The 21,387-nt window shown below is 74.1% G+C and carries 21 protein-coding genes; 10 read left to right on the top strand and 11 right to left on the bottom strand.

Translation table 11 applies throughout. The annotated features are described in order from the left end of the window. The first annotated feature begins 40 nt into the window (after positions 1–40). Together ACN27C_RS10175 and ACN27C_RS10170 are read left to right on the top strand one after the other, a co-directional pair. On the top strand, positions 41–1,120 hold the full coding sequence (locus tag ACN27C_RS10175; RefSeq protein ID WP_422751609.1) for an SAM-dependent methyltransferase: 1,080 nt from the start codon (positions 41–43) through the stop codon (positions 1,118–1,120). Beyond that, a complete protein-coding gene (locus ACN27C_RS10170; protein WP_205775963.1) occupies positions 1,117–2,286 on the top strand; it encodes an NADH-quinone oxidoreductase subunit D in 1,170 nt (389 codons plus the stop codon). Before ACN27C_RS10175 ends, ACN27C_RS10170 begins: the two co-directional genes overlap by 4 nt. Positions 2,287–2,296: 10 nt before the next feature. Here ACN27C_RS10170 and ACN27C_RS10165 read toward each other — a convergent pair whose 3' ends face one another. The 4 genes from ACN27C_RS10165 to ACN27C_RS10150 all read right to left on the bottom strand — a co-directional run bounded on the left by ACN27C_RS10165 (position 2,297) and on the right by ACN27C_RS10150 (position 6,955). Then, positions 2,297–4,264, bottom strand: coding sequence for a hypothetical protein (locus tag ACN27C_RS10165; protein WP_422751012.1), 1,968 nt, complete (start codon positions 4,262–4,264; stop codon positions 2,297–2,299). 124 nt (positions 4,265–4,388) lie between these two features. Beyond that, positions 4,389–5,393 carry a glycine betaine ABC transporter substrate-binding protein gene (locus ACN27C_RS10160; RefSeq protein ID WP_422751011.1) on the bottom strand — a complete coding sequence of 335 codons (1,005 nt, stop codon included), beginning with the start codon at positions 5,391–5,393 and terminating at the stop codon, positions 4,389–4,391. Positions 5,394–5,546: 153 nt separating this feature from the next. Beyond that, positions 5,547–6,269, bottom strand: coding sequence for an ABC transporter permease (locus ACN27C_RS10155; RefSeq protein WP_120572799.1), 723 nt, complete (start codon positions 6,267–6,269; stop codon positions 5,547–5,549). Further along, positions 6,266–6,955, bottom strand: a complete 690-nt coding sequence (locus ACN27C_RS10150; RefSeq protein WP_120572798.1) for an ABC transporter permease — start codon at positions 6,953–6,955, stop codon at positions 6,266–6,268. Before ACN27C_RS10150 ends, ACN27C_RS10155 begins: the two co-directional genes overlap by 4 nt. Before the next feature lie 2 nt (positions 6,956–6,957). Here ACN27C_RS10150 and ACN27C_RS10145 point away from each other — a divergent pair, with 2 nt between their 5' ends. Further along, positions 6,958–7,950: an ABC transporter ATP-binding protein gene (locus ACN27C_RS10145; RefSeq protein WP_422751010.1), complete on the top strand. Its 993-nt coding sequence runs from the start codon at positions 6,958–6,960 to the stop codon at positions 7,948–7,950. Between the two features lie 2 nt (positions 7,951–7,952). Here ACN27C_RS10145 and ACN27C_RS10140 read toward each other — a convergent pair whose 3' ends face one another. The 7 genes from ACN27C_RS10140 to folP form a co-directional block, all read right to left on the bottom strand. Continuing rightward, complete coding sequence (locus ACN27C_RS10140) at positions 7,953–8,444, bottom strand: hypothetical protein (RefSeq protein WP_091425714.1); 492 nt, start codon at positions 8,442–8,444, stop codon at positions 7,953–7,955. Positions 8,445–8,527: 83 nt separating this feature from the next. Continuing rightward, the gene (locus tag ACN27C_RS10135) at positions 8,528–8,830 is read right to left on the bottom strand and encodes a hypothetical protein (RefSeq protein WP_120572796.1); all 303 of its coding nucleotides are present in this window, start codon (positions 8,828–8,830) and stop codon (positions 8,528–8,530) included. 59 nt (positions 8,831–8,889) lie between these two features. Further along, complete coding sequence (locus ACN27C_RS10130) at positions 8,890–10,116, bottom strand: ABC transporter permease (RefSeq protein ID WP_422751009.1); 1,227 nt, start codon at positions 10,114–10,116, stop codon at positions 8,890–8,892. A gap of 113 nt (positions 10,117–10,229) precedes the next feature. Further along, a complete protein-coding gene (locus tag ACN27C_RS10125) occupies positions 10,230–10,718 on the bottom strand; it encodes a DUF3180 domain-containing protein (protein ID WP_120574102.1) in 489 nt (162 codons plus the stop codon). Positions 10,719–10,803: 85 nt separating this feature from the next. Next, complete coding sequence (gene folK / locus ACN27C_RS10120) at positions 10,804–11,331, bottom strand: 2-amino-4-hydroxy-6-hydroxymethyldihydropteridine diphosphokinase (protein WP_422751008.1); 528 nt, start codon at positions 11,329–11,331, stop codon at positions 10,804–10,806. Continuing rightward, entirely contained in the window at positions 11,328–11,687 is a 360-nt protein-coding gene (gene folB / locus ACN27C_RS10115) for a dihydroneopterin aldolase (RefSeq protein ID WP_422751007.1), read from the bottom strand. The genes folK and folB overlap by 4 nt, the downstream gene beginning before the upstream one ends. Further along, positions 11,684–12,625: a dihydropteroate synthase gene (gene folP / locus ACN27C_RS10110; protein ID WP_422751006.1), complete on the bottom strand. Its 942-nt coding sequence runs from the start codon at positions 12,623–12,625 to the stop codon at positions 11,684–11,686. Before folP ends, folB begins: the two co-directional genes overlap by 4 nt. Before the next feature lie 358 nt (positions 12,626–12,983). On the opposite strand from folP, the gene ACN27C_RS10105 reads away from it, so the two are divergent. The 7 genes from ACN27C_RS10105 to ACN27C_RS10075 are packed head-to-tail and all read left to right on the top strand — an operon-like array spanning position 12,984 to position 21,380. Next, positions 12,984–13,298, top strand: a complete 315-nt coding sequence (locus ACN27C_RS10105) for a hypothetical protein (RefSeq protein WP_013288976.1) — start codon at positions 12,984–12,986, stop codon at positions 13,296–13,298. Positions 13,299–13,312: 14 nt separating this feature from the next. Continuing rightward, positions 13,313–13,675 carry a hypothetical protein gene (locus tag ACN27C_RS10100; protein ID WP_013288977.1) on the top strand — a complete coding sequence of 121 codons (363 nt, stop codon included), beginning with the start codon at positions 13,313–13,315 and terminating at the stop codon, positions 13,673–13,675. A 49-nt stretch (positions 13,676–13,724) separates the two neighbouring features. Continuing rightward, positions 13,725–17,108 carry an ATP-binding protein gene (locus ACN27C_RS10095; protein WP_422751005.1) on the top strand — a complete coding sequence of 1,128 codons (3,384 nt, stop codon included), beginning with the start codon at positions 13,725–13,727 and terminating at the stop codon, positions 17,106–17,108. Position 17,109: 1 nt separating this feature from the next. Then, positions 17,110–19,041: an MFS transporter gene (locus tag ACN27C_RS10090; RefSeq protein ID WP_422751004.1), complete on the top strand. Its 1,932-nt coding sequence runs from the start codon at positions 17,110–17,112 to the stop codon at positions 19,039–19,041. Continuing rightward, complete coding sequence (locus ACN27C_RS10085; protein ID WP_422751003.1) at positions 19,038–19,598, top strand: hypothetical protein; 561 nt, start codon at positions 19,038–19,040, stop codon at positions 19,596–19,598. The genes ACN27C_RS10090 and ACN27C_RS10085 overlap by 4 nt, the downstream gene beginning before the upstream one ends. After that, positions 19,595–20,770, top strand: a complete 1,176-nt coding sequence (locus ACN27C_RS10080) for a M23 family metallopeptidase (protein ID WP_422751002.1) — start codon at positions 19,595–19,597, stop codon at positions 20,768–20,770. Before ACN27C_RS10085 ends, ACN27C_RS10080 begins: the two co-directional genes overlap by 4 nt. A gap of 10 nt (positions 20,771–20,780) precedes the next feature. Beyond that, positions 20,781–21,380: a hypothetical protein gene (locus ACN27C_RS10075; RefSeq protein WP_422751001.1), complete on the top strand. Its 600-nt coding sequence runs from the start codon at positions 20,781–20,783 to the stop codon at positions 21,378–21,380. The last annotated feature ends 7 nt before the right edge of the window (positions 21,381–21,387 follow it).

Genomic DNA, 21,387 nt, shown 5'->3' with positions numbered 1-21,387 from the left:
GGGTCGGCACGTGACCTCCCCGCTGCGCTGGCGCGACGCGATGGAGCGGGCGCTGTACGGGCCGGACGGCTTCTTCGTCTCCGGCGCCGGGCCCGCCGCGCACTTCCGCACGAGCGTGCACGCCTCGCCCGTCTTCGCCGCCTGCCTGGTGCGGCAGCTCGAGATGGTGGACGCGGCGCTGGGGCACCCGGCCCGGCTGGACGTGGTGGACGTGGGTGCGGGCCGGGGCGAACTGCTCCGGGCGCTGCTGGCCCAGGCCGCACCCGAGCTGGCCGCCCGGATCAGGCCGGTAGCCGTGGAACGAGCCACCCGCCCGCCGGACCTGCCCTCGGAGATCGACTGGCGGCCCGACATCCCCGACGGCATCACCGGCCTGCTCCTGGCCACGGAATGGCTGGACAACGTCCCCGTGGACGTGGCGGTCCACACCCCCGCAGGCTGGCGCGTCCTCCTGGTGGACCCGAAAACCGGCCAGGAGACGGTGGGCCCGCCCCCCTCCCCCACCGACACCACCTGGCTCACCCACTGGTGGCCCCCCACCCCCACCCCGGCCCCCACCCCGGTGATCAAGGAGTTTGTGGCGGCGGAGGGCCCGGATCAGGACACAAACTCCTTGATCAACGCCGTCGGCGAGGTCGGGGGCGCGGGCGCGGCCGGTGGGCGGGCGGAGATCGGGGTGGGACGGGATCTGGCCTGGGCGGAGGCCGTCGGGCGGGTGGCGCGCGGGCTGGCGCTCGCGGTGGACTACGGGCATCTGCGGGAGTCGCGGCCCCTCGACGGGACGCTCACCGGGTACCGGGGTGGGCGGCAGGTGCCGCCGGTTCCGGACGGGTCCTGCGACGTGACGGCGCACGTCGCCATGGACGCGGTCGCCTCCGCCGGTGAGCGGGTCGCGCGGTGCGCGTACTCCCTGATCTCGCAGCGGGAGGCGCTGCGGGCGCTCGGGGCCGACGGCGGGCGACCGCCGCTGAGCCTGGCCTCCCGCGACCCGGCCGGCTACCTGCGGGCGCTGGCCACGGCGTCCGCGGCGGCCGAGCTGACCGACCCGGCCGGGCTCGGCGGGCACCTGTGGCTGCGCCAGCCGGTCGGCGTCGCGCTCGACGCGGTCGTGGCACGATGACGGGCATGACCACGGACGCCGCCGACCTCCGCGAGCTCACAGTCGGCACCGGCGCCGGCGGTGAGCAGCTCGGCACCGACATGGTGCTCAACATCGGGCCGCAGCACCCCTCGACGCACGGCGTGCTGCGGCTGAAGCTGGTGCTCGACGGGGAGCGGGTGGTCGCCGCCGAGCCGATCGTCGGCTACATGCACCGGGGCGCGGAGAAACTCTTCGAGGTACGCGACTACCGGCAGATCATCGTGCTGGCGAACCGGCACGACTGGTTGTCGGCGTTCTCCAACGAGCTGGGCGTGGTGCTCGCCGTCGAACGGCTGATGGGCATGGAGGTGCCGGAGCGCGCCACCTGGCTGCGGATGGCGCTGGCCGAGCTGAACCGGGTGCTCAACCACCTGATGTTCCTCGGCTCGTACCCGCTGGAGATCGGCGCGATCACGCCGATGTTCTACGCGTTCCGGGAACGGGAGACCATCCAGGCGGTGATGGAGGAGGTCTCCGGTGGCCGGATCCACTACATGTTCAACCGGGTCGGCGGCCTGAAGGAGGAGGTGCCTGCGGGCTGGACCGGGCGCGCCCGCGCCGCCATCGCCGAGGTACGCCGCCGCATGCCCGACCTGGACAACCTGATCCGGCGCAACGAGATCTTCCTGGCCCGTACCGTCGGGGTCGGTGTGCTGTCCGCCGCCGACGCCGCCGCGTTCGGCGCGTCCGGGCCGGTCGCCCGGGCGTCCGGGCTCGACCTCGACCTGCGCCGCGACGAGCCGTACCTGGCCTACGACCAGCTCGACGTGCCGGTGGTGACGAAGACCGCCGGTGACTGCCACGCCCGCTTCGAGGTGCTGCTCGACCAGGTGTACGTCTCACTCGACCTCGCCGAGCAGTGCCTGGACCGGGTGGACCGGATCAGCGGGCCGGTGAACACGCGGCTGCCCAAGGTGCTGAAGGCACCCGAGGGGCACACGTACGCCTGGACCGAGAACCCGCTCGGCATCAACGGCTACTACCTGGTGTCCCGGGGCGAGAAGACGCCGTGGCGGATGAAGTTGCGCACCGCCTCGTACGCGAACGTGCAGGCGCTGTCGTCGCTGCTGCCCGGCTGCCTGGTGCCGGACCTGATCGCCATCCTCGGCTCGATGTTCTTCGTGGTGGGCGACATCGACAAGTGATCGCCTGCGGTCAGCGCCAGCGGTCGGCGTCGTCCCGGTGCGGCCGGCCGTGCCCACCGTGCTCCGGGCTGCGCCACTCCGGTTCCGCCGGCCGCCATTCCGGCTCGGGCCGACGCCACTGCTCCGGTTCGGGCTGACGCCGTTCCGGCTCGGGCCGGCGCCACTGCTCCGGTTCCGGCTGGCGCCATTCCGGTTCGGGCTGACGCCACTCCGGGGGTGGCTGGCGCCATTCCGGCTGGCCGCTGCGCTGCGTCGGCGGCCGCCACTCGTCCGGCACCGGCACCCCGCCGGCCGGCAGCGCCGGGTGGCTCTCCCCGGACCATCGGGCGTCCGGTGCATCCGGCGCGCTCGCGTCCGGTCCGCTGCCGCGTACCGACGCCCACCGGTCCTCGACCCGGTACTCCGTGCCGCCACCGTCGGCGTGCACGGCGGCCCGCCGTTCCCCGAGCCGGATCTCCCGGCCCGCACCGTCGTCGCGGACCGCGGCCCACCGGTTGCCGGCACGCATCTCGGACCACTGGTCCCCGGCCTGGGCCTCCGGTACGTCTGCCGCGCCCGTCGGCCAGGCGCTCGCCGCTCGCCCGGCCCGGTCGTCACCGCCGCCGGACCAGGGTCGCTGCTCGTCGGCCGCCGTCCGGCCCTGGTCGCCCGACCAGCCGCCCCCGGAGGTACGCCCCGACCAGCCCTGTTCCCCTGCGGTACGCCCGGACCAGCCCTGTTCCGCGGCGGCGGCTCGGCCGACACCCGCCCACGGATGCTCGGCAGCAGGACGCCCGGGGTCGGTCCACGAGTGCCCGTCGTCGCCGGCCCCGCCGCCCCAGCCGCCGTCGTCCGGCCCGGCGCGGCGGCCACCGTCGTCGGACCCGGCGCGGTGGCCTGACCGGTCGCCCGGGTCGCGCTGTCCCGCGCGCCAGTGGTCGGCCGGGTCCGTGCCCCGGGACCGTTCCTCGTCCGGCCAGCCGCCGGGGAATCCGCCGTACCGGGTGCCGGACGACTCACCACCGCCGACGATCGTGTGCCGCGTGGTGACGTGCACCGTCTCGGTGTGGTGGACCACGCCGACCGGGCGGGTCTCCGGGCGGACGACCGGGTCGGACACCCGCGCCGCGCCGTACACCCCGCTCGCCGGCTGGTCGGGACGCGCTGAGGCCCGCGACGGTCCGGCGTCGTGCCGACCGGCCCGCGCCGGTTCGGAGTCGTAGCGGCCGGCCCGGGGGTGCTCGGTCTCGTAGTGGCCCGCACGCGACGGCGGCTCGGCGTCATAGCGGCCGGTCCGGGGCGGCTCGGCGTCGTAGCGGCCTGCCCGAGGCGGTTCGACGTCGTAACGGCCGCCCCCAGGCGAGTCGGCGTCGTAGCGGGAAACCGCAGGCGGGTCGGCGTCGTGGTGGCCGGTCCGAGGCGGGTCCGCGTCGTGGTCGGTTCCGTAGCGGCCGCCGGAGTACGCCGACCGGGCCGGTTCGTCGTCGTCCCGGCCGGCCGGATGCGCCCGGCCGACGTCGGGCGTGCCGGTGACCGGCACCCGGGCCGCGCCGCTCGGGCGCTCCGGCGCCGACGCGGAGGGGGCCACGGAGACGGAGGCGGACGCGGGTGCGGAGGCCAGTCCGGCGGCGGCCGCGTCGAGCCGGTGCCGTACCGCGCCGGCCACCTCCTCGGCCCGGCGTGCCTGGTCGAGCGCCTGGTTGCCGCGCTGGGCGGCCGCCACGATCTCGGCCCGCAGCTCCCGCCGGAGCTGCGCCAACTCCTCGCGCATCTCCTCGGCGGCCGCGCCCCCGGAACCGCCCTCCGGTCGCAGCGCGATGGACAGACCGATCAGCACGACGGCGAGGATCGCCAGGACGGCGCCGAACCGGAGGGAGCCGTTGCCGTCGGCGATCAGCAGGATGAGCGCGGCCAGGGGCGCCAGCCCCACACCGACCCAGAACAGGACGGTGAGCAGGGTGGGCGTGCTCTTGTCGGCGGGCGCGACCGAGGCGGGCATGGCTGAGCAGACTACCGAGAGTTCCACCGGAGGGGAACGGGTCGGCACCACTCGATGGGCGGCCCGTCGAACAGGGCCGCCGTGCCGCCGGCCGGCACGCGTGGCGCCGGCCGGCGGTGGTGCGTCAGCTCGCGGCCAGCGCCGCGTCGGAGGAGAAGACCAGGCCGACGCTCGCCGAGCCGGTCTTCAGCGCGTTCTTGGTCTGCGGGCCGCCCGCGTCCAGCGAGCTGAACGAGCCGGCCTTGAAGTCGTAGACCTCGACCAGACCGGCCTGGCACTTGGGCCGCTGCGGGCACTCCGGCGGCCCGGCCAGCACGGTGGCCTGCCCGGAGCACTTGGCGGCCAGCTCGGAGAGCGTGGAGACGCCGTACTTGTCGGCGAACGCCTTGGTGACCGCGAACGCGTTCTGGTCCTGCGCCTGGGACGGCTGACCGAAGGCCAGGCCCGCCTTTTCGCCCTCGGTCGTCAGCGCCGCGACCGTCTTGTCCAGCTCCGGCGAGGAGACGGGCTGGGCGTCCTTGCCGTTGGCCTTGGTGTTGAGGAACTCCGCCATGGTGGCGGCGTACTCCGGGACGACCTGGATCTGCCCCTTCTCCAGGGCCGGCTCGTAGAGCTCCCGGTTGCCGATGGTCTGCACCTTGACCTGGTAGCCGGCCGCGGTGAGCGCGATCTTGTAGAGCTCGGCGATGGTCTGGCTCTCGCTGAAGTTGCCGGCGCCGACGGTGATCTGGCCGCCCGGGCCCTTCTCGATCCCGTCGGTCACGCCGTTGGCGGAGGCGAACTCCTGCGCCGCGACCTGGGGCGTCTTGCGGTCGACGTCGACCGCCCGGTTGAGCTGGATCAGCTTCGGGGTGTCGAGCTTCGCGGAGACCTTGTCCAGCGCGGCGACGAGCTGCGGCGTGGCCGCCTTCGCGTTGATCGCGGGGATGACGTTGTCGGTGTTCTGGAGCTTCTTGTCGTCGGTCAGGACGACGAGCTGGTCACCCGCCACCGGCGCACAGCCCGCCCCCGAGGCGCCCTGCTCGGGCGCGTCGGTGCCGGACGAGCCGGCGTCGCCGCAGCCGGTGAGGAGAACAGCCGCGGTGAGTGCGCCGAGCGCCCCCGCGGCCAGTGTCGTACGCGCGCGCATCAGTGCCCGCCTTCCGTGTCCCGGCGCGACCCTGCCGGGCCGGCCGCGTGTCCGACGGGCGATCCGGACGGCCACCCGCGACTCCAGCCAATATCTTCCGGACCCGACCGACAAACTCGGAGCGGTTTTCGTCACCTGATCGTCACCGACGGCTCAGCCGCCGGCCGTCGCCGCCGTCGCGCGGCGGCTCGCCCGCCGGCGTACGCGGCGCAGCGGGCGGGGCGTGACCAACCGCTCCACCAGCGCGAGCACCCCCTCGACGAGCAGGGCCAACCCGGCCACCAGCACCCCGCCGGCGATGATCTGCCCGCCGCCGGCGGCGATGTCGAGCCCGAACCCGGCCCGGATGATCTGGCCCAGCCCACCGCCGTTGACGAAGGAGGCGAGCGCGGCCGTGGCCACCACCTGCACCGCCGCGGTACGGAAGCCGGCCGCCAGGTAGGGCACCGCGAGCGGCAGCTCCACCCGGCGCAGCACCTGCCCGCCGGACAGGCCCATCCCCCGGGCCGCGTCCCGGGCCTCCGGGTCGGCCTGCCGCACCCCGGTGTACGCGTTGGCCAGCAGCGGCGGCACCGCGAAGACCGCGAGCGCCACCACCACGGCCGGGCGGCCGAAACCGAGGAACGTCAGCGGCAGGATGGTCAGCAGCGCCAGCGTCGGAATCGCCAGCGTGACGTTGGAGACCAGCAGGACCAGCCCGCCGCCCCGGCCGCTGTGCCCGAGCCAGAGCCCGATCGGCCAGGCCACCAGGCAGCCCAGCAGCACCGCCAGCGCGGACATGCTCAGGTGCTCACCGAGGCGGTCCAGCACGCCGCCGGGGTTGGTCCAGTTCAGCGGGTCGTTCAGCCAGACCACTGCCTGCTCGACGGGGTTCACCGGGCGGACCTCCCGCGCAGCCAGGGGGTGAGCAGGCGGCCCACGCCCGCGAGCACCAGGTCGAGCACCAGCGCCAGCAGCACGCACAGCACCGTGCCGGTCATGATCTGCGCCTTGTAGAAGTTGTTCTGGAAGCCCGCGAAGATGAGCTGGCCGAGCCCACCCCGGCCGACCACCACCCCGACTGTGACGAGCGCGACGGTGGACACGGTCGCCAGCCGCACGCCGGTGAGGATGCCGGGTAACGCCAGCGGCAGCTCGATCCGGAACAACCGGCCCCACCTGCCGTACCCCATGCCCTCGGCGGCCTCGCGCACCTCCGGTGGCACCTGGGTCAGCCCGGCCAGCGCGTTGCGGACGATGACCAGCAACGCGTACAGCGCGACCACGGTGAGCACGGTGATCGCGCCGATGCCCAGGTACGGCGCCAGGAACGCGAACAGCGCCAGCGACGGGACGGTGTAGAGCACCCCGGTCACCGCCAGGATGGGGGCCGACAGCGACCGGAACCAGTACGCGAGCACCGCGAGCGGCAGCGCCACCAGCGCGGCGATCACCACGGCCCGGGCGGTCAGCGAGGTGTGCTCCCGCAGCGCGGCGAGGATCGTGTCAGAGTTGTCCCGCACGTACTGCCAGGAGAACCACGGATTACCCGGGTCGGCCCGGTAGCTCAGGTGGAGGGACACACGTGGACGGTACCCCGGGAGGCACCGCCGGAGGCGGCGCGGCGTCGATCACGCTGGAGCGCATCCGCAAGCGGTACCCGGACGGCACCGAGGCGGTACGCGAGCTGAGCCTGGAGGTCGCGGCCGGCGAACTGGTGGTGCTGATCGGCCCGTCCGGCTGCGGCAAGTCGACGGTACTGCGGATGATCAACCGGCTGATCGAGCCGACCGACGGGCGGATCCTGCTCGGCGACGACGACGTCACCCGGGTCGACCCGGTGGCGTTGCGCCGCCGCATCGGCTACGTCATCCAGAACGTCGGCCTGTTCCCGCACCAGACCGTCGCCGCGAACGTGGCGACCGTGCCGGGGCTGCTGGGCTGGCCGAAGCAGCGGACCCGGGACCGGGTCGGTGAGCTGCTGGAACTCGTCGGTCTGGACCCGGCGCAGTTCGGCCGGCGGTACCCGCACGAACTGTCCGGCGGGCAGCGGCAGCGGGTGGGCGTGGCCCGGGCGCTGGCCGCCGATCCGGTGGTGCTGCTGATGGACGAGCCGTTCTCGGCCGTGGACCCGATCGTCCGGACCCGCCTTCAGGAGGAGTTCCTGCGCTTGCAGGCCGAGGTACGCAAGACGATCGTGCTGGTCACCCACGACCTCGACGAGGCGGTCCGGCTGGGCGACCGGATCGCGGTGCTGTCCGAGGGCGGCCGGCTGGAGCAGTACGACACACCCGCAGTGCTGCTCGGCTCGCCCGCCTCGGACTTCGTCCGCGAGTTCGTCGGCGCCGACCGGGGCATCCGGCGGCTCGCTGTCACCCCGGTGACCCGCGCGGTGCTCGACCCGCTCCCGGCCGACGGCGGCACCGGCCTGCCCACTGTGGCGCTCGGCGACTCGGCGTACGACGCGCTCGGCGCGCTGCTCACCGCCGGCGCCGAGCACGCGGTGGTCACCGAGGAGGGCCGGGCGGTGGGGCTGCTCGCCCGGACCCGGCTGCTGACGCTGGGCGCCGTGGACTGAGCTCAGGCCCGGCCGCCGAGGCTGGCCAGTCCGACGATCCAGCCCGCGAAGAAGCCGTACGTGACGCCCGTGCTGGCCGCCTGGAACGCGGCGAACAGCGAGCCGTGCGGCCCGAGGAGCGTGGCGAGCAGGGCACTGAGCCCGCCCGCGAGCGCGTACGCGCCCCAGCCGGAGAGGAACTGGCTGCCCGAGGACGTGACCCGGTCGGTCTGCGGGCCGGGCAGCAGGTACAGCAGCGCCGCGGCCAGCACGATCAGCAGGATCGCCCGCAGGTTGGTGGCGAACACGCCCTCGTCGGCGTGCCACCGCCAGGACGGCCAGGCGAGCAGCCGCAGGAACCAGCCACCGGCCCCGGTCGGGTCGGTGCCGCGCTGCGCCCAGTCCACGTACATCGGGCTGCCGCCGACGGCGACGAGCAGGAACGCGGCGAGCGTGCCGGTGCCGGCGGCCGAGCCGTACCGGGAGACGGTGCGGGGGCGGTTGCTCAGAGCCATGCGGCGGTCAGTTCCCGTCCGGTCCCGCCGGGCAAACCTGCGTAACCGGTCGGCCGCCGTCGGCCGGCGTGCCGTCATCGACCTCAGTGCTTCATCAGGTAGTCGATGAAGGCGGCGCGCAGCAGCGGCGCGGACTCCTCGTAGCCGTGCCCGGTCAGCTCACGCCAGAGCGCGTTCGCCTCGTCGATGGTCGGGCCGACCGAGTTCGGCGCGCCGTCCAGCGCGGCGGCCTCGTCCGCGTTCGGCAGGTGCCGCAGGACCGACCAGAAGAACCCCACGTCGCGGCGCTCGCGCGCCAGGTGGAACGCCTGCTCGCGCAGCTCCTCGGTGGAGAGCTTGTCGAGCTCGTCGAAGGTGCGGCCGCCGGGGGCGGGAGTTTCGGTCATGCCGCCGAGCCTAACCGGAGAGATCAGTCCGGGCGCGCCGGACGCACGGCGGCCTCCGGTCAGCGGTCGTCGGCGTCCCAGCGCCGGGGCTCGTTGTCCCAGCGCGGCGCCTCCCATGCCTCCACCGGGGTGTCGTGCTGGCGTACCGGAAGCACCGACGGCCAGGTGTCGGCCGGCTCGGGCGCCGGGGTCATCGTCCAGCCGCCGCTCAACGCGCCGTCCCGGGGCGGGCGGACCGGGCCGGTCCCGACCGTCGCCGCCGGGCGCGGCCGGCCGAACGTCTCGACCAGCCGGGTGACGAGCAGGCCCACGCCGAGCACGGCGGCGCCGAGCGCCCACCGGCTGACCGTCCAGCCGTACGGCACGGTCCAGGCGAGGAACACCACCACCAGGCAGACCGCGAACAGCGTGCCGAAGATGCCGCCGCGGCGCCCGTACGCGCTCGTGCCGGCGAGCATCACCGTGCCGACCGCCAGCACGGTCCAGTCCAGTCCGGTGCCGGGCGCGACCTGACCGTCCCCGTTCGCCGCGATCAGCACGCCGCCGAGCATCGCCAGCACCGTGGACCCGACGAGCGCCAGTGCGGTCACCGTGGCGGCCACCGCGCCGCGCCGCCGGGCCGGGTCGGCGACCGGACGGAACCGGCCGATGAGACGGCGTACGGGTTTCATCGCGGCGAACAGGCCACCGAGGACGGCCACGGCGGCGAAGCCGACGAAGAAGTAGAGCGCGCTGCGGCGGGGGTCGTAGTCACCCTGCACCGCCACCGGGCCGGTCCGCCGTTCCAGGTAGACGATCACGCCGGCCGCCCCGGCCAGGCTCGCCGCCCATCCGGGCACGTGCAGCACCACCACGGCCAGGGCGAGCGCCAGTCCGGCCGCCGCCGCGATCGCCAGCGCCGGCAGCAGCGCCTCCCGCATGCCCCGGTCGCTCTGCTCGGCGAAGTGCAGCGCGGCGGCCAGCGCGACCGGGCCGATCGCCAGGTTCACCGCGCCGGCCCGCAGGCTCAGGCCGGCGGCGAGGGTGAGCAGGCCGAGCGCCGCGACGTCGACGAGCAGCGTCTTCAGGGCGCCGCCGCGCAGCGCGTCCGCGTCCTCCCGCCAGAGCAGCCAGGCCATCGCGACCAGGCCGGCGAGCAGCACGAACTCCCAGAGCACGTGCACCGCGATCCGGTCCCGGCCCGGTTCGCCGTGCGCCGGGTCGTCGAAGACGTTCTCCAGTACGGCAGCGGGCACACCGGACGACGTCTCCGGCGGCGCTGTCCGGCCCGCATCGTCGTACGCCATTGGCTCGCGCCTCCCCAGGTGGCCGCGTCCGGCCCACGGGCGGGCGGACCGGTGGCGGCCGTCGCTCTCCGGTCGCCAGGGACGGTACCGCCGGGCCGGGGTGTGGGGAACCCTCAGAGACGCCCGCGGGGCGTCTCCCGGTCACCCGGCTCGCGGTCCTCGTCGTCCTCCTGCTCCGGGACGCGGCAGGAGCGTTCCAGCCAGAGCGCGGCCGCGACCAGCGCCAGCGCGGCGATCAGGCCGCCGAGCGCGGCGGGGCGATCGCCCACCGCCGCGTTCGTGCGTTCCACGAAGAGCCAGCCGGTCAGCCCGGCGTAGAAACCGGCGAAGATGGCCCCGGCCAGCGCGGACGCCTTGGCCAGCACCACGAACCGGGCGACCAGCAGCGGGTTCACCGGTTCCCGGCCGGGCCGCCGCTCGATCCGGCCCCTGGTGTTGACCGCCGCGTAGCCCTCCAGCACGGCCAGCCCGGCCAGCGTGATCACCGGCAGCCAGGGCAGGTCGGGCGCGAAGTCGTAGTAGAAGCCGCTGATCAGCAGCCAGGCCACCGCAGCGGCGGCCAGGCCGGCCACCACCAGCGTGGAGGCCCGGGTCGGACCCATCCGGAAGCGGTCGGGCCCCTGCGGGGAGCGGTCGGTGCTCACCGCACCTCCTCAGCTCGCCACTGCCGGGCCACGATCCACCGGGTCATGTGTCCGACTCTAGCGTCAGATCGGGTCGCGGGCTCAGTTCCAGGGCGTCCCCGGCCAGCGGCTCGGCGTTGAGCAGGTCGGTCAGCCAGCCGTGCCCGGGCAGCCGGCCGTGCGGCTCGATGTCGATCCACGGGCGCAGCACGAAGGCGCGCAGGTGGGCCCGCGGGTGCGGCAGGATCAGCTCGGGATCGTCGCGGAGCACCGGCTCACCGGCGTCGTCCCAGACCGCGATCACGTCCACGTCCAGCGTGCGCGGCCCGTACCGCCGCCCCGGGTCGCGGGCGCGCCCGGCGGCCGCCTCCGCGGCCCGGGCGCGGGCCAGCCAGTCCTCCGGCGCCGCCGCCGGGTCCGCGACCATCACCGCCGCGTTCAGGTACGCGGGCTGGTCGGCGTCCCCCCACGGTGGAGTCTCGTAGACACCGGAGACCACCAGCACCCGGTCGCCGAACGCGGCCACCGCGCCGCGCAGGTGGCCGAGGCGGTCGCCGAGGTTGCTGCCGATCGACAGCACGGCCCGGGTCATCGGGTACGCCGCATCGTGACCGCGACGTCCCGGAAGGCGTGCGGGATCGGGGCCTCCGGCTTGTGCACGGTCACCGTCGCGGCGGCCACCAGCCGCTCGGCCAGGCAGACCGCGAGCAGCCGGTCGGCGAGCGTCTCGATCAGGTTCACCGGCTCGCCGGTGATCACCGCGACCAGGCGTTCGGCCAGCTCGCCGTAGTGCACGGTGTCGGTCACCTCGTCCGAGCGCGCGGCCGGGCCCAGGTCCAGTTCGAGCACCGCGTCGACCACGAACTCCTGCCCCTGTGCGCGCTCGAAGTCGTAGACCCCGTGGCGGCCGTGCGCACGCAGGCCGGTCAGCTCGATCCGGTCGGTCATCGGTCGCCTCCGCTCGTGCCGGTGGCCGCTTGCGCCGGCCGGGTGCCGCCGGTGGCCGGTTCCGCCGACGACGTGCGCGTACGCCGTGCGCCGGTCGCGCCGGCCAGCCGAGGGCTGCCGGTGGCGCGCCAGACGGCGAGCGCGTCGGCGGTGCCGCGGACGTCGTGCACGCGTACCCCCCAGGCGCCGGCCGCGACGGCGAGCACGCTCGTCGCGACGGTCGCGGCCTCCCGGCCCGCGGTGGGCCGGGGTTCGCCGGCCGGGTCGGCGAGAAGCCGTCCGAGGTAGGACTTGCGGCTGGCCCCGAACAGCACCGGGAAGCCCAGGTCGACCAGCTCGGGCAGGCGGGCGCTCAGCGCCCAGTTGTGCGCGGCGGTCTTCGCGAAACCCAGGCCCGGGTCGACGATGATCCGGTCGGCGGCCACCCCGGCGGCGAGCGCGGCGTCGACGCGCCGGCTCAGCTCGTCCCGGACCTCGGCCACCACGTCGGTGTACGTGGCCAGCTCGCGCATCCCCCGGGAGTGCCCCCGCCAGTGCATGAGCACCCAGGGGCAGCCGGCGTCGCGGACCACCCGGGCCATGTCCGGGTCGGCGAGGCCGCCGGAGACGTCGTTGACCACGTACGCGCCAGCGGCGAGGACTGCCTCGGCGACCCGGGCGCGGCTGGTGTCGATGCTGACCCGGATGCCGGCGGCGCTCAGCTCGCGGACCACCGGCAGCACCCGGGCGGTCTCCGTCTCCGCGTCGACCCGGTCGGCGCCGGGCCGGGTGGACTCGCCACCCACGTCGATCAGGTCGGCGCCGTCGGAGCGCAGTCGCACCCCGTGTGCGACGGCCGCGTCCAGATCGGCGTATCTGCCGCCGTCGGAGAAGGAGTCGGGCGTGACGTTGAGGACGCCCATCACCACCGGGGTCTCCGCCCGTACCAGATCGGTCACGGACCCGACAGTACCGTTCGCCGGCAGGGCTTCCGGCCACCGGGCGAGCGCCCGACGCGGCACCCCTGACGTGCGCATTGGAACAGGTGTACGATCGGTCATCCGGGCCGTCGGAGGTCGACTCTTCACGGCTTGTCGCAAAGGTGGCCGGGCCGTACGCTTTGGAATTGCCCAGCATCGAGATGGCGAAGCCTGGAGGGAGGGCCGAAGCGGGAAGAATCCCCCCAAAACTCACCACTCTGCGTGGTGGGTGACGGACTCAGCGTTGACGGCGCTGTCTCTGACGAGCACCATCCCGCCAGGCTTGCCTACTTGCACCAACGCGGCGCCGCCGGCCGCGACCTTGGGGAGGTTTCCAGTGATCGCCATCGAGCTCATGGCAACGGCGTCCAGTGCCGTGGACCACGCGCTCCACACCCTGGCGTCGACTCCACTCGCCGAGCCGGCCCCGAAGGGCATCGACACCGACAACGTCGTCACCTTCTTCGCCAGCAAGATCGCGCCGATCCTGCTCGCGGTCCTCGGGGTGATCTTCATCGGCCGGGCCAGCCGGGGTGAGATCTCGAAGGTGCTGACCAGCTCGGCCATCGCCATCATCGGCCTGGCCTTCATCGCCGGAGCGGCCACACTCTTCTTCGTCGGCGACTACCTGATCAACCTGATCTTCGAGTAGGGCGCTGGGCGACGATGCGGCTGCGCACCGACGACGACATCTACCGGGCACGCCTCGTCTACCTGGGGCCGCCCGGGTACACCCTTCCCGTCCACCTGCCGTACGCCCAGTACGGCCTGTTCATGCTGCTCGTACCCCTCTACATGTTCATCCACTGGTTGTTCACGCTCCAGGTCGAGCTGTTCCCCGCCTGGGAGATCTCGCTGGCGATCGTGACGACCTCGTTCATCTTCCGGTACGTCGACCCGGACCGGCCCGCGCGCATGGTCATCCGGACCGCGCTGACCGACTGGCGACGCACCCGGGAACCGGCCACCGAGCAGCGGGATCCGCGGCTCGTCGCGAGCCGGATCAGGATCCGGGAGGAACTGGCATGACCGGGCGTACGACAACCGTGCAGACGAACGACGCGGGTGAGGCGGTCGCATGAGTCGCTCTTCCACGCCGGGTTCCCCGGCCGGGCGCCCGGCCAGGCCCAACGGTAACCGTGCGCGATCGTTCGACTACCCGCCGGACGAGGATCTGGACGAGGTCGTCCTCGACAGCGCGCTCGTCACCAGCCCCGGGCACGGCCGCGTCGGCGTCTTCCAGCCGCCGCGACCGCTCACCCCGCGCGAGCCGGTACGCCCCGACGGCGACATCGACTCCCCGTTCCTCGACCTGTTCGGCGGCGCGCAGCCCCGGCGGCGGCCCGCCGCGTCCACGCCGCCCGCACCGGTCGAGCCGGTGGTGGCGCCGCCCCGCCGCGGCGTCGGCCGCGAGCCCCTGCCGATCCCGCACCAGCCCGCCGTGCCGATCGAGCCGGCGCCCCGGGCCGAACCGGAGCCACCGGCCCGCGAGCAGACCCCTGGGGTACGCGCGGTCGGGCGCCCCCGGCCCGAACCCGCACACGCCGCACCGCCGCCGGTCGAGCCCTCCCTGCCCGACCCGCCGGCCGCGCTCGCCCCGCCGCCGCCGTCGCGTAGCCGGGTGCCGCAGCAGGCCGGTGACCGGCTGCCCGCGCTCCGGCCCCCGGCCGAGCCCGAGCCGGCGCTCCCGCCGCCCCCGCAGATCCACGCCCCCGCACCCGCGCCCGTCCCCGCCGACTACCGGGAGCCGGATCTCACTCCGGCCGACCCGCTCACCGCCGCTGCGGCACCCTCGCGGGAGGTCGGCCGCCCGGCGCACCGCGAGGTGGCGCCACCCCGGCAGCGCACGCCGGAACGCCGGAACCGGCCGACGAAGCCGGTCCGGGTCCGCGCCCCGAAGATCAAGTTCGGCGACCGGGACCCGTCCGTCGAGCTGGCCATCACCGAGATCGCCGGCCACCTCACCTTCACCCCCAACACGGTCACCGCCTGGTACTGGCTGCCCGAGGTGCGGTGGGCGTTCCGGCCGGACGCCGAACGCGAGGCCCTGCTCTCCGCGATCTCCGAGCAGTACGCCGGACTCGCCGGGTTCCGGCTGCACCTGCGCCGCACCACCCGGCCCTTCCCGGCTGACGAGTGGGCCCGCACCATCGACGCGCACACCGCCGCGCCGCTGCCCGACGTACCGGGCACCACCGGCTGGGCCGACCACCTGGTCGCCGCCCAGCGGCACCTGATGGCGGTCAACCACGCCGAGGGCCAGACCTACCTCGGTGTCACGTTCGCCCGCCGGTCACTCGGCGACTCGCTCACCGAACGCCTGCTGCGCACGTTCGGGCGGGGCACCGCCGACGGCGAGCGGCGCCGGCTGAGCCGTACCGTCGAGCAGTTCGACGAGGTCCTCGGCGCGTTCGGCATGCGCGGGCGCCGGGTCACCGCGCCCGAACTGGAGTGGCTGCTCTACCGGTCGGTTGCGCTGTGCATGGCGCCGCCCGGCGTCCTGTCCCCGATCACCAACGGCCGGTGGGAACGCGGCGACCTGCTGGCCCTCACCGAGCAGGTCGAGCGCTACCGCACCCCGTACGGCTCGACGGTGAAGCTGGTCAACCGGATGACCGGCGAGGAACGCCACGTCGCCGTGCTCGCGGTCGGCCGGATGGAGCCGCTGGAGATCCCCGAGCGTCACGAGCCCTGGCTGCACTTCCACGAGCGGCTGCCGTGGCCCATGGAGCTGTCCACCCGGGTCGACATCCTCGGCCCCAACGACTCCTTCCGGAACCTCGAACACCGGCTCCGGATGATCCGCTCCCAGCAGCTCGACTACGCCGAGCACGGCATCGATGCGCCGCCGGAGCTGGAACGGCTGGCCAAGCGGGCGCTGGTGATCGGTGACGAGATGACCACCGGCCTTCCCGTCGACTCGGCCCGGGCACACGGCTGGCACCGGATCGCGGTCGGCGGCCGTACCCGGGAGGAGTGCCTGGAGCGGGCCCGGCGGCTCATCCAGCTCTACTCCCGGGAGCTGCGCATCTCGCTCCAGCACCCGAAGAACCAGGACTGGCTGGCCCGCGAGTTCATCCCCGGCGAGCCGATCGCCAACACCGGCTACGTCCGGCGGATGCCGGTCAACCTGCTCGCCGCCGCGCTGCCCCAGGCCGCGTCCACGGTCGGCGACCGGCGCGGCGACCTGATCGGGCGGACCGCCGGCACCTGCCGCCGGCCGGTCTTCCTCGACCTGCACTTCCCGATGGAGGTACGCGAGCGCTCCGGCCTCGCCGTCTTCGTCGCCGAGCCCGGCGGTGGCAAGTCGACGCTGCTCGGCGCGCTCGGCTACCTGGCCGCCCGCCGCGGCGTGCAGGTGACGCTGCTCGACCCGTCCGGCCCGCTGGCCCGGCTCTGCGCCATGCCCGAACTCGCCCCGTACTCCCGGGTGCTCAACCTGACCGGCTCCGAGCAGGGCACGCTCGCGCCGTACGCGCTGATCCCGACGCCGCTGCGCAGCGAGTTCGGCGCCGGGGCGGCGGGCGACCGCGAGTTCGAGATCGCCGTGTCCAACGCCCGCGCCGAGCGCCGGATGCTGGTGCAGGACATCTGCATGATGCTGGTGCCGCCGCAGGTGGCCCGCGAGGCGTCCACCGCCACGCTGTTCCGGCACGCGGTACGCCAGGTGCCCGCCGAGGAGACCTCCACGCTCGACGACGTGGTCACCTGCCTCCAGGGGCTCGACGACGACGCCGGCCGCGAGCTGGCCCACCTGCTGCTCGACACCGCCGAGATGCCGCTGGCCATGCTCTTCTTCGGCCGGCCGCCGGAAGGGCTGCTCGGCGCCGACGCCGCGCTCACCGTCATCACCATGGCCGGTCTGCGGCTCCCCGACCTCAAGATCGAGCGGGAGTACTGGTCGGCCGAGGAGGCGCTCGCGCTGCCGATGCTGCACACCGCGCACCGGCTCGCCGTACGCCGCTGCTACGGCGGGTCGATGTCCTCCCGGAAACTGGTCGGCCTCGACGAGGCGCACTTCATGGAGGGCTGGCGGTCCGGGCGGTCGTTCCTGGTCCGGCTCGCCCGCGACTCCCGCAAGTGGAACCTCGCCGCGCTCGTCGCCTCGCAGAACCCGAAGGACATCCTCGGCCTCGACGTGCAGAACCTCGTCTCCACCGTCTTCGTCGGCCGGATCGCCGAGGACAGCGAGATCGCCTCCGAGGCACTGCGCCTGCTGCGGGTGCCTGTCGACGACGGGTACGAGGCGACACTCGCCTCGCTCTCCCAGGCCGACAGCGGATCGGCCAACCGGCTCGGCTTCCGCGAGTTCGTCATGCGCGACGTCGACGGGCGCGTGCAGAAGGTCCGGGTCGACGTGTCGTACGTCGACGGGCTGCTGGAGCACCTGGACACCACCCCCGCCGCGGTCGCCCAGGCCGCCGGGATACTGCCGACCGTCCTGGCTGACCTGGAGGCGTGACATGGTGAGGGCCCGGGCACGGATCGCGGCGCTCCTCCTCGCGCTCGGCGTACTCGCCGGGGCCACGATCTCCTGGCCGGTGATCGGGGCGGCCACACCCGCGTACGCGGCCGCGCCGGTCACCCAGGCGCGCGCCGAGCTGTGCAGCACCAAGGAGTGGCAGGCCGACTTCCGGTCCTGCGTCGGCAAGCTCAAGGCCGTCAGCGAGGACCAGGTCGAGTGCCGCAACGCGCCGGTGCCCGCCGCGCCGGACTCGGGCCTGGCCGGCTGGTTCGCGTCCCGGCCCCACTCGGCGAAGGAGCCCGGCCCGAAGGGCCTCTACAGCGACTACGGGTACGCCGGGTACAGCTACAACACGTACGACATCGACGGCGGCTGCGCCTCGTCGGTGCTGCACCCGGACTACCGGTTCACCACGATGGTCGCCAACGGCGAGTTCATGTTCGCCAACGCCGTGATCGGTGCCTCGAACGCGCTGCGCGAGCGGGCCTGGGATCCGCGGACGATGTGGAGCTGGGCCGACCCGCTGGTGGAGCAGGCCACGAAGGCCGTCTACCAGAAGGTGTTCAGCGTCTTCGGCATCATCACCGTCTGCGTGGTCGGCCTCTACCTGCTCTGGCGGTCCCGCCAGTCGGACATGAGCAACGCGATGACCACTGCCGGCTGGGCGCTGCTGGTGATGGTGGCGGTGACCGCGCTGGCCGCCTGGCCGGTCAAGTCCGCGAACATCGCCGACAACACGCTGATCAGCACGCTGGGCGTGGTGCACGACGCGGTCGGTCCCTCCTCCAAGACCGTCCCGCCGGACAAGTGCGCGCTGCCGAACCCGAGCGCCTGCGTCGACAAGCGGCCACCCGCCGTGCGCGCGAGCGACACGGCGACCGAGACGATGCTCTACCGGAACTGGCTGCGCGGCGTGCTCGGTTCGGCGGACAGCGAGACAGCGAAGAAGTACGGCGAGGCGCTCTACGACGCGAAGTCCTTGACCTGGGAGGAGTCGGAGAAACTCCGACAGAACCCGGCTACGCGCGAGGGCACGATCAAGGCCAAGCAACAGCAGTGGGCGCGCGTCGCCCAGCAGATCGAGACTGAGGATCCGGAGGCGTACGAGTACCTCAAGGGCACCAAGGACATGGACCGGATCGGTGCCGGGTTCATCGCGGTGCTGGCCTCGGTGCTGTTCGCCATGTTCGACCTCACGGCGTCGCTGCTGGTGCTGCTCGGCTTCCTGATCTTCCGCTGGGCGGTGATCGCCGCGCCGATCCTCGGCACCGTCGGCCTGATGCGCCCGGCCAGCGCCGGCCTCCGGCGGCTGGCGAACGCGGTGGTCGCCGCGGTCTTCAACATCGCCATCTTCGGCACCGGCGCGGCCATCTACCTCTTCGCCGTCGACCTGATCATGAACACCGCCACGCTGCCCGGCTGGCTCCAGGTGGTGCTGGTCTGGCTCTGCGGGGTGGTCGGCTGGTTGCTGCTGCGGCCGTACCGCCGGATCACCCAGCTCGGCGGCAAGGACAGCAGCGAGGCGGTCAGCTCGGCCGGCTCCTGGCACCGGCGGTTCTTCCGGGACATGCGGATCGCGGCCCGGCTGGACGTGACGGAGCCCGGCGGCACCAACGAGCCGGCGATCGGCAAGCGTCGCGCTGTCACGGCCGACCAGCGCAGCCTCCGGCCGGAGGCCCGGCACGAGGATCCGGCGCACGGCGCCAAACCCGCCGAACGGGAGCGGCCGGACGGGCGGCAAGGGCCCGAGGAGGCACCAGCCGGCGGCCGGCCGGCCGCCACACCCCGGCCCCGGCGCGCGCCGTCGACCTGGACCGAGCCGGACGTGCCGGAGGAGGCACCCTCCTACGCCGTCTACCGGCCGGACTCGGCGGGCCGCGGCACCGCCCCGGCCCGGCCCGCACCGCGCATCCGCTCCGAGGCCCGGTGAGTCCGGTGCGGCGCGCGCTGGAATTCCTCTTCACCCGGATCCTCCGGTCCCGGATCGGCGTCGCCCTGGTGATCGCCGTGCTGGTCTTCGGTGTCATCGGCGCGGCCCGCCTGGTCGGCGGGCCCGGTGACTCGGGCCTCGGCCTGACCGGCCGGCCCAGCCAGCCGATCAGCACCGCGGACCCGGAGGCCGGTGACGACGGTGTGCTGGCCAGCCCGCCGACCGCTGTCGCACCGAAGACCCGGCCGGGCGAGGCCACGCCGGAGCAGGTCGCCGGGCGATTCACCACCGCGTGGCTGAGCGGTCCGGGCAGCACCGGCGACGCCTGGCAGGCCCGGCTCCGACCGCTCTCCACCCCCGCGCTGGCGGAGAAGATGACTGGTGCCGACCCGGAGACCGTGCCCGCCCGGAGGACGACTGGTGCACCGACGCTCCGGCCCCGCACCGAGTCCTTCGTGGAGGCGCTGGTTCCGCTGGACAACGGCACACTCCGGCTCGAACTCGTCGCACCGGACGGACCCTGGCTGGTGGACGCGATCGACTGGGAGCGGTCGTGACCGCCGGCCCGGCCGTCGCCGGACAGGTCCGCCGGAAGCTACGCCTGGGCGTGGTCGCCACCGCCGTCACGAGCGTGCTCGCCCTGCTCTGCTGCGTCGGCGGCGCGGGCGCCTTCCTCCTCACCGAACTGGGCGGCGACGAGGACGACCCGAAGCTCGCGGCTCTGAACTGCGACCCGGCCTACCAGGTGAACCTGACCGGGGACATGCCGCGCTTCGCCGAGTACGGCGAGGGCCAGCTGCGCAACGCCGCGGTCATCATCAAGGTCGGCCAGGACATGAAGCTCCCCGCCCGCGGGTGGGTGATCGCGCTGGCCACCGCGATGCAGGAATCAGCGCTGCGCAACCTCGCCAACAGCACCGTCCCGGCGTCGCTCGCGCTGCCGCACGAGGGAGTGGGCGCCGACCACGACTCGCTCGGTCTGTTCCAGCAGCGGCCCGGGTGGGGCAGCGTCGAGCAGCGGATGACGCCCTCGTACGCGGCTCGCAAGTTCTACCAGAAGATGGAGAAGGTGCCGAACTGGCAGCAGCGCCCGCTCACCGTCGTGGCCCAGCGGGTCCAGGTCAGCGCCTACCCCGACGCCTACGCCAAGCACGAGGAACTGGCCGGACGCATCGTCGACGCGCTCGCCGGCGGTGCCGCCCGGACCGTGGAGATCGCCGGCAAGGCCGTGTGCGACGCCGCCGCCGGAGACCGGATCGCCGCCTCCGGCTGGACCGCGCCGCTGCCCGGCGGTGTGGTCTCCGGCTTCCGCACCACGGCCCGTCCCAGCCACCACGGTGTGGACCTGGCCGCCTCGAAGGGCACGCCGATCCACGCCGCCTCGGCGGGCCGGGTGCTGGTGGCCCGCTGCGATCCCGACCGCTCCGGACGGCGGGACTGCGACCGGGACGGCTGGCCGAACAAGGGTGGCTGCGGATGGTTCGTGGACATCCTGCACGCCGGCGGGTTCATCACCCGTTACTGCCACATGGTCGAGCGACCGAGGGTGGTGCCGGGTCAGTCGGTCGCGGCGGGGGAGGTCATCGGGCTCTCCGGCAGCAGCGGAAACTCGTCCGGCCCGCACCTGCACTTCGAGGTGCACCGCAACGGCGACCGGTCCAGCAACGGCGCGGACAACCCGGTGCCCTTCATGCGCAAGCGGGGCGCGCCCCTCGGCGAGACCGGGTGAGGCCGGGCGGATGAGCAATCCCCTGCCCGACCCGTTCGCCGACCGGCCGGACTGGGCGCCGCTGCCACCCCGGCCGGTGGAGACCGTCCCCGCCACCGGCGGGGCCGAGCTGCGCGGCCGCCGCGTGCTCGTCGGCCTGCCCGGTCTCGGCTGGCGCGGCGACCTGCGGGCCGACGAGCGGGTCGTCCAGGGCAGCCGCACCTACGTGCCGGTGATCCCGGAACACGAGTGGTACCGGGCCGAGGCCGAGCAGGTGGAGGTGTTCGCCCCGCTGGTGCCTGTGGAACGGGTCTGGGTGGAGACCATCGGCGAACGGCACACGGCCACCGGGGCGACCGCCCCGGGACTCCGGCTCGTCTCGCTGGACGTGCCCGAACGCCGGCCGCCGACGCCGGTGTTCGAGGCCGACGCGGTGACCGGGCGGCGCGTGGTGCACGTGGACAACGGCGTGGAACGGCGCGACCTGCGTGCCGTCACCGAGACCTACTCCGGCGCGGACGGGGACATCTGCGTACGGGTGGCCCTGGAGCTGGAGTGGTACCGGTGGGCCTGGCGCGGGCAGGCACCGACCACGTTGGAGGTGCCGGTTCACCTGCTCTGGCTGGAGTAGCCCCGCA

The organism is Micromonospora sp. WMMD1219 (assembly GCF_049315215.1).
In the GTDB taxonomy this organism is placed as follows: Bacteria; Actinomycetota; Actinomycetes; order Mycobacteriales; family Micromonosporaceae; genus Micromonospora; species Micromonospora tulbaghiae.
Note: the sequence above shows the minus strand (reverse complement) of the source record. Positions and strands in the feature narration are given on the sequence as shown.

Coding starts and splice junctions, on each gene's coding strand:
- folK (WP_422751008.1), bottom strand. CDS start 11,331: ATGACCCGGGCCGTGCTGTCGATCGGCAGCAACCTCGGCGACCGCCTC.
- ACN27C_RS10090 (WP_422751004.1), top strand. CDS start 17,110: ATGGTGAGGGCCCGGGCACGGATCGCGGCGCTCCTCCTCGCGCTCGGC.
- ACN27C_RS10160 (WP_422751011.1), bottom strand. CDS start 5,393: ATGCGCGCGCGTACGACACTGGCCGCGGGGGCGCTCGGCGCACTCACC.
- ACN27C_RS10165 (WP_422751012.1), bottom strand. CDS start 4,264: ATGCCCGCCTCGGTCGCGCCCGCCGACAAGAGCACGCCCACCCTGCTC.
- ACN27C_RS10125 (WP_120574102.1), bottom strand. CDS start 10,718: ATGGGTCCGACCCGGGCCTCCACGCTGGTGGTGGCCGGCCTGGCCGCC.
- ACN27C_RS10175 (WP_422751609.1), top strand. CDS start 41: ATGGAGCGGGCGCTGTACGGGCCGGACGGCTTCTTCGTCTCCGGCGCC.
- ACN27C_RS10095 (WP_422751005.1), top strand. CDS start 13,725: ATGAGTCGCTCTTCCACGCCGGGTTCCCCGGCCGGGCGCCCGGCCAGG.
- ACN27C_RS10075 (WP_422751001.1), top strand. CDS start 20,781: ATGAGCAATCCCCTGCCCGACCCGTTCGCCGACCGGCCGGACTGGGCG.
- ACN27C_RS10135 (WP_120572796.1), bottom strand. CDS start 8,830: ATGACCGAAACTCCCGCCCCCGGCGGCCGCACCTTCGACGAGCTCGAC.
- ACN27C_RS10100 (WP_013288977.1), top strand. CDS start 13,313: ATGCGGCTGCGCACCGACGACGACATCTACCGGGCACGCCTCGTCTAC.
- ACN27C_RS10130 (WP_422751009.1), bottom strand. CDS start 10,116: ATGGCGTACGACGATGCGGGCCGGACAGCGCCGCCGGAGACGTCGTCC.
- ACN27C_RS10170 (WP_205775963.1), top strand. CDS start 1,117: ATGACGGGCATGACCACGGACGCCGCCGACCTCCGCGAGCTCACAGTC.
- folB (WP_422751007.1), bottom strand. CDS start 11,687: ATGACCGACCGGATCGAGCTGACCGGCCTGCGTGCGCACGGCCGCCAC.
- ACN27C_RS10140 (WP_091425714.1), bottom strand. CDS start 8,444: ATGGCTCTGAGCAACCGCCCCCGCACCGTCTCCCGGTACGGCTCGGCC.